Source organism: Paludibacterium sp., assembly GCF_019232825.1.
Taxonomy (GTDB): Bacteria; Pseudomonadota; Gammaproteobacteria; order Burkholderiales; family Chromobacteriaceae; genus Paludibacterium.
Genome location: NZ_JAFAND010000141.1, coordinates 19,168 through 30,538, shown reverse-complemented (window position 1 = coordinate 30,538; position 11,371 = coordinate 19,168). Strand labels below are relative to the sequence as shown.

The following is an 11,371-nucleotide window of genomic DNA, read 5'->3' as shown; positions in this document are numbered from 1 at the left end:
GCCAGCCCTTCGGGGCCGGTATCAGCCGGCGCATCGCGTTGTCGCTTGCCCCTTGCAGTGAATGACACTGCGGCGGGACGCGCTTCTAGCGCTGCATCCCGCTGATGCCGGCCGCAGCCGCAAATAGTTTGCAGACAGGCCCTAGCGTTCCCGCCCTGGTAAGCGTCGGCTACACTGCAGGGTGTGCATGATTCGAAAGCCCGCCATGACTCAAACGCCTCTCGCTCCAGGCGCCGCCTTGCGCGACAACGCCCAGGGCAGCCAGACCCTTTTACTACGCCATGACGCCTTTCAGGCCGAGATATCGCTCGACGGCGGTCAATTAACGGCATGGCAAGCCGATGGGCAGCCGCCGTTGTTGTACTTGTCTCCCCACGCGGTCCGCGCGCCCGGCAAGGCGATCCGCGGCGGCATCCCCGTGTGCTGGCCCTGGTTCGGCCCGCACACGAACGATGCGTCGCAACCGCAACACGGCGTGGCGCGCACCGCGCGCTGGGGGCTGAGCGACGTCACGCGCACGGCGGACGGCTTCAGCATCGAACTGCAAGGCCCCGACTATCAGGGCCTGAAGGTGGAGAGCTGCCTACTCCTGACGGCCAGCCACGTCGACATCACGCTGACTACGCACAACCATGGCGCGGCGCCACAACAATACTCGGCGGCACTGCATACCTATCTGGCCATCGGCCACGCCGATCGCGCCTACGTCCAAGGACTGGCGCACTGCCGTTATCAAGACAAAGTGGCGGGCCGCGCCGGTGTGTTCCATGACGATACGCTGGCCTGCCGCGGGGAGTTGGACCGCATTGTTTACGGCTTGACCGGCGTCACGCTGGTGGACGAGGTCTGGCGGCGCCAGATCGTGGTGGAAAATGCCGGCTCCGACAGCCTGGTGCTCTGGAATCCCGGCGCAGACAAGGCGCGCGCGTTGAAAGATTTACCCGACGAGGGCTGGCGGGACTTTTTCTGCATCGAGGCCGCCAACGCCGAAGAAGACGCTCGGCGCATCGAACCGGGGGAAAGCCACACATTGGGCACACGCCTGAGAACGATCCCGCTATAATCGACAAAAAGCCGGGCAATATTCTATGCATGCCCGGCCATTTTTCCGATTTATCCGCTGTGGATTCGTGGTACATGGCCAGACCAGACAAAATCTCCCGTTTTTTGCCCATCAGTTTTGCTAACGGCACCAAAGTGCGCCGTTTTGCCAAGCATTGTCCACGTTGCGGCACCATGGTGACCGCCGACACGATGCATGGCATCGCCTATCTACTGGAAAACCGGATCTTCGTTGCCGCCAAGGCCGCATGCCCGGCCTGTCAAAAGCGGTTCTCCGTAGCCTGCGTGATTACCGACAACCGGCACGTGCACCGCGTACTGGCGCCGGATTGGCTGTTCGCCCTATGGCTGCGCATGGCGGTGCGCAATCAGCCGCAACCGGTGCACCACCGCGAATGGGAGTTGCCGGACGAGCCGGTGCCGGTGGCCCAAGGCCTGGTGCTCAGCGACAGCGAGCAAATCGTGCACTCGGAAGAAATTCTCGGCAAATTCGATGGCACGCCGATCTCCAGCTGGATCGAATACCAAGGCCAGCGCTACCATTTCGAGCGCGCCGCGCCACCCGGCGGCATCAAGCTTGGCGCCGACCAGATATTGTTCGACGGCAAGCTGATCTATCAGCTCAAGGCGTAATCGCCCCACACCGTCTGTATCGCCGCCACGGCCGCCAACGCGGCCGTTTCCGTGCGCAGCACGCGTGGGCCGAGTTTCAGCGGCGTCCAGCCGGAAGCCAACGCGCTACGCTCCTCGACGTCGGTGTACCCACCCTCCGGCCCAGCCATCAGCCAAGCCGACGTCGGGCGTTCGGCGATATCGGCCAAGCGCTTGCTGCCCAGCGGCGACAGCAGCAGCTTGACCGCCGCATCATGGCTGGCGGCAAGCCACGCCTCGACCGAGAGAATCGGCAAGACGCGCGGCACCACGGTACGGCCGCTTTGCTCGCAGGCGGCGACAACGATTTCCTGCCAACGGGCAAGCCGCTTGTCGGCCCGCTCGCCCGCTAGTTTGACCACGGAGCGCTCCGCCGCCAGCGGCTGAAATACGCTGACACCCATTTCCACGCCCTTTTGCAGCGTAAAATCCATGCGCTCCCCGCTGGAGATCGCTTGCGCGAGTCCCAGCCAGATGGGCGACTCGCGCGACACGGGATCGTGCGCGCCGAGCAGACAGCGCGCCTCGCGCCGACCAAGCGCGGTCAACGTAGCAGCCACCTCGCCGCCTTGGCCGTTGAACAGCGTCAACGTCTCGCCTTCGCGCAGGCGCAGCACCTGCACATGGCGCAGCACCCGCTCGGGCAGATCCAGCAGGGCGCCGCCGGTCAGCGGCATATCGACAAAAAACCTTGCCATAACAGCAACAATCTCGTGTATTGGTTACAATCAGAAAATCTTGTGCGTTGCGGCATACGCACATGCCAGGCCGGCCATTATAAAGGAAACCAGCATGCAGGTTATTGAACAGCTTGGGGATTTGCTGCGCGACGTCGCCGAACGCGAAGTATTGCCGCGGTTTCTGCAGGTCGGCCACACGCGCAAGGAAGACGGCAGCCTGCTGACCGAGGCCGACCTCGCCTGCCAATCGGCCCTGGAGACCGCCTTGCCGCGCATCCTGCCCTATCCTGTATTGGGCGAGGAAATGACCCGCGAGGCGCAGGACGCGCTGTGGCTGCGCCAACGGGAAGGATTGTGGGTGGTCGACCCGATCGACGGCACCACCAATTTCATCAATGGCCTACCGCATTTCGCCATTTCCGTCGCGCTGATGCAAAATGGCCGCAGCACCGTCGGCGCCATCTACAATCCCATCACCGATGAGCTTTACACCGCCACGCAGGGCGGCGGCGCCTACCTCAACGGCGCACCGCTGCCGCTGCGCAATGCCGCGCATCCCATGAGCGAAGCCATCGCCGGCTTGGATCTCAAATACTTGTGCTCGGCCAAACTGGCCTCCCGCCTCAACAGCGTGGCGCCCTTCGGCAGCCAGCGCAGCATGGGGTCCAGCACGCTCGACTGGTGCTATCTGGCCGCAGGCCGCTACGACGTTTACCTGCACGGCGGGCAACGGTTGTGGGATTACGCCGCCGGCGCGCTGATTCTGGAGGAGGCCGGCGGACGCATCGCCTCGCTGCAACAAGACGATTTCTGGTCCGACGCGCCGTGGAAACGCTCGGTCATCGCCGCGCGCGATGCCGCCATGTTCACCCAGTGGTACCGCTGGGTGCGCCAAAACCAATAGAAAACGGGCCCTGCGGCCCGTTGGGTCTTCCTGCTAAACAACGTGCTCAAGCGCGCGCGGCGATCGCTTCCACTTCCACCAGCACGTTTTTCGGCAGCGTCTTGACCGCCACGCACGAGCGTGCCGGCGCGTTTTCACCGAAGTATTCCGCGTAGACCGCATTGAATGCCGCGAAATCACCCATGTCCGCGAGGAAGCAGGTGGTCTTCAGCACGGAGGCCGGTGCGGCGCCGCCTGCCTTGAGCACGGCAACCAGATTTTCCATCACCCGGCGTGTTTGCACGCCGATGTCGCCGGTCACCAGCTCGCCGGTTTTCGGGTCGAGCGGAATCTGACCGGAAGTGAACACCAGCTGCCCCAGGGCAGTTCCTTGCGAATACGGGCCGATGGCCGCCGGAGCGGCATCGGTATGCAGAATCTCTTTCATTGCCTTCTTCCCTTTGAAAAACGAAACCGGCCGGCGTAACCGCCGGCCAAGACATTATGCGCTGGCGCGCTTGTGCATCATGATATGCAAGATCTGCGCGTCCGTCTGTTGCATGCCTTGACACGCGAGCTCGCCCAAATTGCGGATCGAGTTGTCGACGTCCTCGGCGACGATCCCTTCATTGCCGGTCACGCGCGTGCCGTCCAGCGCCATCAATACCGCCTTCCAGGCGGCGGTCACCGAGGTGGAGACCTTCATCGCGCAGCTGTTGGAAGCCCCGTCGCAAATCATGCCGGCCAGATCGCCGATCATGCTGGAGATGGCCATATTGACCGCGGCATCACCGCCGTCGAGCAGATAGGCCATGCCGGCGGCGGCACCCATCGCCGCGGTGGTCACGGCGCACAGCGCCGACAGCTTGGGCAAGCGGCTGTGGATATAGACCGCCATCAGGTGAGACAGCGCCAACGCCCGCAGCAGTTGCTCGCGCGTGGCGCCGACGTGCTCGGCCACCACCACCACCGGCATCGTGGCGGCAATGCCTTGGTTGCCGGAACCGGAATTACTCATCGCCGGCAGGGTGGCGCCGCCCATGCGCGCATCCGAGGCGGCCGTGGTGCGGGTCATGATCTCGGTCATCAAGCCTTCCGGCATCAGACCCGCCAGACTTTGCCGCTTCAGCGTGGCGCCGATGTGCAAACCGTAATCGCCGCTCATGCCGACTTGCGACAATGCATCGTTGAGCTCGGCCGCCTCCAGCAGGAAATCGACCTGCTCGAGCGGCACGCGCAGGGCAAACTCGAATACGTCGCGCGTGCTGGCGCCCTGCAGGTCATAGGGCGTCTCGTCCGCGGCGTCCTCCTCGGCGGCGGCGAACAATAGCTGACCGTTGCGTTCAATGCGCACGACATGCGTATGCGCATCGGCAATGCAAACGCGCGCGCTGTCGCCGCCCGCATGCACCACCGCCTCGGCATAAAGGATATTGGGCACGTCGGCTACGCCGAGCGTGACCCGGCCGGCAGCGATCATCGCCTTTGCGTTGGCCACTTGCGCCTCGGTCAATCCCTTGAGCACTTGCAGCCGGCCATCTGGGTCTCCGCCAATGGCGCCGACCGCGGCGGCGATGGTCAATCCCACCGTGCCGGTACCCGGCACGGTCACGCCCATGCCGTTTTTCATCAGGTTGGCGGAAACGCGCGCGTCGATTCGCTCTGCCGGCCGGCCCAATTCGCGTGTGGCGATGGCCGCAGCCAAGGCCAGCGAGACCGGCTCGGTACAGCCTAGCGCGGGAACGACTTCCTGGCGCAATGCTTTCAGGTATTCCGGCCACAGCGTGCTGTTCGCGGCCGGCGTTGTCATCTGAGGAGTCTGAGAGGGAGAAACCGGATTCGTCATGTTCAATCTCTATTTTGCTTGAGGTAGCGGTACAGGGTCGGCTCGGAAATGTCCAGCGTCTGGGCCGCGCGCGCGACAAAACCGCGGATGGAGAACAAGCCGCGCTCGTCGAGCTCTTGCACCACCTGAGCCTTTTCCTCCGCCGACAGCCGCTTAGGATCGACGTCGAATTGCTCCAGCGCCGTCTGCATGATGTGAAGGCCCACGTCGTCGACCGAAGCCGACAGATTTTCCTGGTGTCCCTCGTGGGACAAGTCCTCCGGCAACAGCGCCTGCACGGCTTCCCACGCGCGACGGTAGCGGCTGTCGTCGGTGTTTACGCAGAACATGGCGCGCACCTGCCCGCCCTCATCCTTGAACACCAGCGTGGAAGAACGCAGAGACTGTCCGTTGGCGGTTTTGCTGCGATAGTTGATGCGGAAATGACCGCCGTCCTCGCCGCTACATTCTTGTGCCATGCGCAGAGCCAGATCCGTGGCGGGCGCGCCCACATCGCGGCCGGACAAGGCGCCGTTGCGGATGATGCGCAAGGAGGCGGCGGGGTTGGACAGGTCATGCACGGCGATTTCGCTATCCGGCCCCAACAAGGCGGAGACGAAATCAGCCAGCACGTCGGCGTCGATAATCAGTTTCATGTCGTGTTAAGAGAAAAATCCTCGTTGTGACATTATATTTATCATTACGAGGATTTTTCAATCAAAGACCGCCGGCGGCGGCCCGCTGTCAGCGCGCGCGCAACAACGCGCGTAGGCTGCTGCCGGAATACAGCAGCAAAGCGGCCCAGATTAAGGCGAAACCGATCGCGCGCGTGGCATCGAACGCTTCATGGTATATCGCCACCCCCAGCAGCAGCTGCAAACTCGGGCTCACGTACTGGATGATGCCAAGCGTCGCCAACTTCAGCCGGCGCGCGCCGTGGGCGAACAGCAACAGCGGCACGGCGGTGACCACGCCGGCGCTCACCAGCATCAGATTGAGCATGCCGGGCAGATGGCCGAACCGTCCGACGCCGCGCCATTCCAGCACGATGAGCCAAACGAGCGCCAAGGGTGCAAGCAGGAAAGTCTCCAGCGCCAAGCCCTCAAGCGAGGGCAACGGCGCGCGTTTGCGCATCAGGCCGTATAGACCGAAACTCACCGCCAGCCCAAGCGCCACCCACGGCACCGCGCCCAGCTGCAGCGTCAGCCACAGCACGCCGCAGGCCGCCAACGCCACCGCCAGCTTCTGCGGCCGGTTGAGCCTTTCGCCCAATACCAGCCTTCCCAACGACACGTTGACCAACGGATTGATGAAGTAGCCGAGGCTAGACTCGACGATATGCCCGGAATTGACCGCCCAGATGTATAACAGCCAGTTGCTCGACAGCATCAGCGACGACAACATGAAAAAGACCAGTCGCTTGGGCTCGCGCCGGAAAGGTTGCAGCCACTCCCATTGGCGGCGCACGACCAGCAACAGAAAAACGAACAGCGCGGACCACACGAGGCGATGACACAAAATCTGCAGCGGCGAGATTTGTTCCAGCGGTTTCCAATAGAGGGGAAACAGGCCCCAGCAAAAATAGGCGCCGAGGGCGTACCACACGCCATGGCCTGATTCGGCAGATTTGGCTGACATCGAATGACAGATAAGCGGTTTTGATGGTGACAGCTTACCTGTTAACCTGGGTGCCGCCCACCCCAGGTATTTGCTTTTGACGTTTACGTGAACGTCAACTATAGTCTGCCAACACCATCATGCCGAACTACAAATAAATTATCGCCGCTTACCAAGCGCGACCTGGCCGCCTGATTACCCTCAGCCAAAGAGCCGGGCGAACGCGATGAAGATGGAGGAGAAACCATGTCAATCCGGCATCGTGCACTCGAAGAAAAATACACGGCACAAACCGGCCAGGTGCTGATGAACGGCATTCAGGCGCTCGTGCGCCTGCCGTTGCTGCAGCAAGACCGGGACCGCGCTGAAGGGCTGAATACTGCCGGCTACGTCACCGGCTATCGGGGCTCGCCATTGGGCGGCGTCGATCAAAGCATGCAAAAGGCGTCGGCGCATCTGCAGGAACACAATGTCGTGTTTCATCCGGGTCTGAACGAGGATCTGGCGGCGACCGCCGTGTGGGGCACCCAGCAGGTCAATCTCTACCCGGGCGCCAAATACGACGGCGTCTACGCGTTATGGTACGGCAAAGGCCCGGGCGTTGACCGCTCGGGAGACGTGCTCAAACACGGCAATGCCGCCGGCACGAGCCCTCACGGCGGGGTGCTGATCGTCGCCGGCGACGATCATGCGGCCAAGTCATCCACCTTCCCTCACCAATCCGATCACGCGCTGGCCGCGGCCATGATTCCCGTGCTCAACCCGTCGGGCGTGCAGGAAGTGATCGACTACGGTCTGCATGGCTGGGCGATGAGCCGCTACAGTGGCTGCTGGGTGGCGCTCAAAGCCATCAGCGACACCATCGAAAGCTCGGCGGTGGTCGATGTCTCGCCGGAGCGCATTGCGATCCGTCTGCCCGACGACATCGCGCTACCGGAGGACGGCCTCAATATCCGCTGGCCCGACCCGCCGCTCACGCAGGAGAAGCGCCTGTTGCACCACCGGCTGTACGCCGCTCTGGCCTATGCGCGCGCCAATCAACTCAACCGGATTGTGCTCGACTCGCCGGCCGCGCGGCTCGGTATCATCACCACCGGCAAATCCTATCTGGACGTTATGCAGGCGCTGGACGACCTCGGCATTGACGATACGCTGGCAGCTGAAATCGGCCTGCGCATTTTCAAGGTGGGCATGGTATGGCCGTTGGAACCGGAGGGGGTACGCCACTTCGCCGAGGGGTTGGAGGAAATCCTGGTGGTGGAAGAAAAGCGCCAGGTAATCGAATACCAGTTGAAGGAACAGCTCTATAACTGGCGCGAGGACGTGCGTCCGCGCGTGGTCGGCAAATTCGCCGAAAAGGGCGAGTGGGCGCTGCCGCACGGCGACTGGCTGTTGCCGGCCGCGGGCGAGCTGACGCCGGCGATCATCGCCCGCGCCATCGCCAATCGCCTGGCCACGGTGTTCGACAGCCGGCTGATGCATGACCGCCTCAAGTTCTACAGCGAAAAAGAAAGTCAGCTGGGGCAAAAGCGCGACTCGCTGCCGCGCGTGCCGCACTACTGCTCGGGTTGCCCGCACAACGTTTCCACCAAGGTGCCGGAGGGTAGCCGGGCACTGGCCGGCATCGGCTGCCATTACATGGCGTTGTGGATCGAACCGCATACCCAGACTTTTTCGCAAATGGGCGGCGAAGGCGTGCCATGGATCGGCCAGGCGCCGTTTACCACGACGCAGCATGTCTTTGCCAATCTGGGCGATGGCACCTACTTCCACTCAGGCTTGCTGGCCATTCGCGCCGCGGTGTCGGCCAAGGTCAACATCACCTATAAAATTCTGTACAACGACGCCGTCGCCATGACCGGCGGCCAACATGTCGACGGGCCGCTCGATGTGCCCGCCATCACCCGTCAACTGCACGCCGAGGGCGTCGCGCGCATTGTCATCACCAGTGACGACCCCGACAAATATCATGGGCTCGCCGGACTGGCGCCGGGGGTGGAGATCTTCCATCGGCGCGAATTGCAGCGCATGCAGCTCGAATTGCGCGAGGTCTCCGGCACAACCATTCTGATTCACGATCAGACCTGCGCGGCCGAAAAACGCCGGCGGCGCAAACGCGGCGAGCTGGACGACCCGGCGCGGCGCGCTTATATCAACGCCCGCGTGTGCGAAGGTTGCGGCGATTGTTCGGCAAAATCCGGCTGTCTGTCGATTCTGCCGCTGGAAACCCCGTTGGGGCGCAAGCGCAAGATCGATCAATCGAGCTGCAACAAGGACTTTTCCTGTCAGGAAGGATTCTGTCCCAGCTTCGTCACTGTAGAGGGCGGCAAGCCAAAAAGCGTGGCGCGCGACATGCAGGCAAGCCTGGCGCAGCTGCCCGCGTTGCCTCAGCCGTCGCGGCCGGAAGTCGAAGAGCCTTACTCCATCATGGTGACCGGCATTGGCGGCACCGGCGTGATCACGATCGGTCAAGTGCTGGGCATGGCCGCGCACTTGGAAGACATGGGCGTTACCGTGCTGGATATGGCGGGGTTGGCGCAAAAAGGCGGCTCGGTGTGGTCGCACGTGCGCATCGCCCGGCATCAGCAGTCGCTGCACGCGGTGCGCATCGCCGCCGGCGATGCCAATCTGGTGTTGGGCTGCGATTTGGTGGTCACCGCGTCGGAAGAAGCTTTGGCCAAAATGCGCGAGGGCTTCTCGCATGTGGTGGTCAACAGCAACGAAGCGCCGACCAGTGCCTTCCTGGTCGAACCGGATCTACGCTTCCCGGCGCAGGCGATGAAGCAAACCCTCCAGCAATCGGTGGGCGCATCGCACTACGCCGAGATCAACGCCACCAAGCTCGCCACCGCACTGCTCAACGATGCGCTGGCGACCAATATGTTCATGCTGGGCTTCGCTTGGCAAAAAGGACTGGTCCCGGTCAGCGAGGAAGCCATTATCGAGGCTATCCGCCTCAATGGTGCCGCGGTTGAATTCAACCAGCAGGCCTTCCAATGGGGCCGGCACGCCGCGCACGACCCGGCGCGCGTCGAGGCGTTGGTAACCCAGAGCAGCGTCATCCAGTTTGTTCCACGTGAAACCGTGGAGGGCGTCGTACATCAACGCAGCCAGCTACTGGCCCGCTATCAGAACGCGCGGCTTGCCGAGCGCTATCGCCGCCTGGTGGAAACCGTGAGAGAGGCCGAGACGCGTCTGTCTCACGATCGACAGCCGCTGACGCTCGCCGTGGCCAAGACCTATGCCCAAGTATTGGCGTATAAGGACGAATTCGAGGTGGCGCGATTGTATTCCGACGGCGAGTTCCTCCGCGAAATCCACGCTGCCTTCGATGGCGACGTCACCTTGCGTTTCCACCTCGGACCGAGCTGGATGACACACGGCAAGGCCACCAAGAAGACGCTGGGACCTTGGGCCATGAAAGCGATGCGGCTTTTATCCGCGCTGCGCTTCCTGCGCGGCACGCCGTTAGATCCCTTCGCCCGGCAAGCGGACCGCCGTCTTGAACGGCGGCTGATCGCCGAATTCGAGGATATGGTGACGCATCTGGTCCACGGACTGACCGCGGACAACGTGTCGCAGGCACTCGAACTCGTCAATCAGGTTCAGGGCATCCGCGGTTTCGGCCATATCAAGGCGGCCAATTATCAACGCGCTCGCCAGGTGATCGATCCGTTGCTGGCGCAATTTCTGGCTGCGCGCAAACAGCGCCAGGTTGCCTGATCCGCTGCGCCCAACCGGTGCGGATTCACCAATGTGGTGAATCCGCACCGGTTCATGCCCTGTTCAAGCTTAACTGCCGCGCCGACTCCAAGGCGTCTTCCGCCTTTGCCGATTCGGTTTGCCACACCCAGACGTCGTTGGCGGCATCGTACGCCTCGACCAGCCATAACGTGCCGCCGATCAAGCGCGCGCGCGTCGGGCGGCGGAAATTGAACATCACCAAATCGCTGGTTTTGGTCAATGGCTGATTGTCGCGATGTGTTCGCATGCTGACCTCCCGGTCTGATGAGACTGACTGGGTACGCAGCAAACATCATGCCTGCCTGCCCCGCAGCGGAAATCTTTGACAGTCCAATGGCCGCCGCCTACGATCTGGGCGAGACTTGTTGAAGAGAACACTATGCTGATTCGACCCGCCGCCCTCGTCGACCTGCCCGCCATTCTGGATATCTACAACGAAGTGATCAGCCATTCCACCGCGGTCTATTGCGACGACCCGGTGACGCTGGCCGAACGTCAGGCATGGTTCGCCGCACGGCAGGAAAAGGGCTTCCCCGTGCTGGTCGCCTGCGAGACGGATAAAGTGATCGGCTATGCCAGCTTCGGCGATTTCCGCAGCTTTCCCGGCTACCGTTACACCGTGGAACACAGCGTCCACTTGGCGCCGCCCGCGCGCGGCAAAGGCGTGGGCGCGCAGCTCGTCAATGCCTTGCTGCCGCTGGCGCGCGACATGGGCAAACATGTGATGGTAGGGGCGGTCGACGCCGCCAACGAGGGGTCCATCCGCTTTCATCAACGCTTGGGTTTCAGCGAGGTGGCGCGCATGCCGGAAGTGGGTTTCAAATTCGGGCGTTGGCTGGATCTGGTCATGCTGCAGCGGGTGCTTTAGGGACCGCCAAAATGCGAAAAGCGCCGCGGGAATCCCGCGAC

Annotated in this window: 11 protein-coding genes; 5 read left to right on the top strand and 6 right to left on the bottom strand. The window is 62.7% G+C overall.

Annotated features, from left to right (window positions below; all coding sequences use genetic code 11):
* The first annotated feature begins 205 nt into the window (after window positions 1-205).
* Complete coding sequence (locus JOZ06_RS18805; protein WP_293235243.1) at window positions 206-1,063, top strand: D-hexose-6-phosphate mutarotase; 858 nt, start codon at window positions 206-208, stop codon at window positions 1,061-1,063.
* Window positions 1,064-1,137: 74 nt separating this feature from the next.
* Window positions 1,138-1,695, top strand: a complete 558-nt coding sequence (locus JOZ06_RS18800) for a hypothetical protein (protein WP_293235241.1) — start codon at window positions 1,138-1,140, stop codon at window positions 1,693-1,695.
* On the opposite strand, the gene JOZ06_RS18795 is transcribed toward JOZ06_RS18800, so the two are convergent.
* The gene (locus JOZ06_RS18795; protein ID WP_293235239.1) at window positions 1,680-2,411 is read right to left on the bottom strand and encodes a 16S rRNA (uracil(1498)-N(3))-methyltransferase; all 732 of its coding nucleotides are present in this window, start codon (window positions 2,409-2,411) and stop codon (window positions 1,680-1,682) included. The genes JOZ06_RS18800 and JOZ06_RS18795 overlap by 16 nt on opposite strands.
* A gap of 94 nt (window positions 2,412-2,505) precedes the next feature.
* On the opposite strand from JOZ06_RS18795, the gene JOZ06_RS18790 reads away from it, so the two are divergent.
* Window positions 2,506-3,297 carry an inositol monophosphatase family protein gene (locus JOZ06_RS18790; protein WP_293235237.1) on the top strand — a complete coding sequence of 264 codons (792 nt, stop codon included), beginning with the start codon at window positions 2,506-2,508 and terminating at the stop codon, window positions 3,295-3,297.
* A gap of 46 nt (window positions 3,298-3,343) precedes the next feature.
* On the opposite strand, the gene JOZ06_RS18785 is transcribed toward JOZ06_RS18790, so the two are convergent.
* The 4 genes from JOZ06_RS18785 to rarD all read right to left on the bottom strand — a co-directional run bounded on the left by JOZ06_RS18785 (window position 3,344) and on the right by rarD (window position 6,739).
* Window positions 3,344-3,724 (bottom strand): RidA family protein, encoded by a 381-nt coding sequence (locus tag JOZ06_RS18785; protein WP_293235235.1) that lies wholly within the window; start codon window positions 3,722-3,724, stop codon window positions 3,344-3,346.
* 54 nt (window positions 3,725-3,778) lie between these two features.
* On the bottom strand, window positions 3,779-5,086 hold the full coding sequence (locus JOZ06_RS18780; RefSeq protein ID WP_293235233.1) for an L-serine ammonia-lyase, iron-sulfur-dependent, subunit alpha: 1,308 nt from the start codon (window positions 5,084-5,086) through the stop codon (window positions 3,779-3,781).
* Between the two features lie 38 nt (window positions 5,087-5,124).
* Entirely contained in the window at window positions 5,125-5,757 is a 633-nt protein-coding gene (locus JOZ06_RS18775) for a PAS domain-containing protein (protein WP_293235231.1), read from the bottom strand.
* 88 nt (window positions 5,758-5,845) lie between these two features.
* On the bottom strand, window positions 5,846-6,739 hold the full coding sequence (gene rarD, locus JOZ06_RS18770; RefSeq protein WP_293235230.1) for an EamA family transporter RarD: 894 nt from the start codon (window positions 6,737-6,739) through the stop codon (window positions 5,846-5,848).
* 225 nt (window positions 6,740-6,964) lie between these two features.
* Between rarD and JOZ06_RS18765 the strand changes: the two genes are divergently transcribed.
* The gene (locus JOZ06_RS18765) at window positions 6,965-10,441 is read left to right on the top strand and encodes an indolepyruvate ferredoxin oxidoreductase family protein (protein WP_293235229.1); all 3,477 of its coding nucleotides are present in this window, start codon (window positions 6,965-6,967) and stop codon (window positions 10,439-10,441) included.
* A gap of 52 nt (window positions 10,442-10,493) precedes the next feature.
* On the opposite strand, the gene JOZ06_RS18760 is transcribed toward JOZ06_RS18765, so the two are convergent.
* Window positions 10,494-10,709, bottom strand: a complete 216-nt coding sequence (locus tag JOZ06_RS18760; RefSeq protein ID WP_293235228.1) for a hypothetical protein — start codon at window positions 10,707-10,709, stop codon at window positions 10,494-10,496.
* A 132-nt stretch (window positions 10,710-10,841) separates the two neighbouring features.
* On the opposite strand from JOZ06_RS18760, the gene JOZ06_RS18755 reads away from it, so the two are divergent.
* On the top strand, window positions 10,842-11,330 hold the full coding sequence (locus JOZ06_RS18755) for a GNAT family N-acetyltransferase (RefSeq protein WP_293235227.1): 489 nt from the start codon (window positions 10,842-10,844) through the stop codon (window positions 11,328-11,330).
* Window positions 11,331-11,371: the final 41 nt, after the last annotated feature.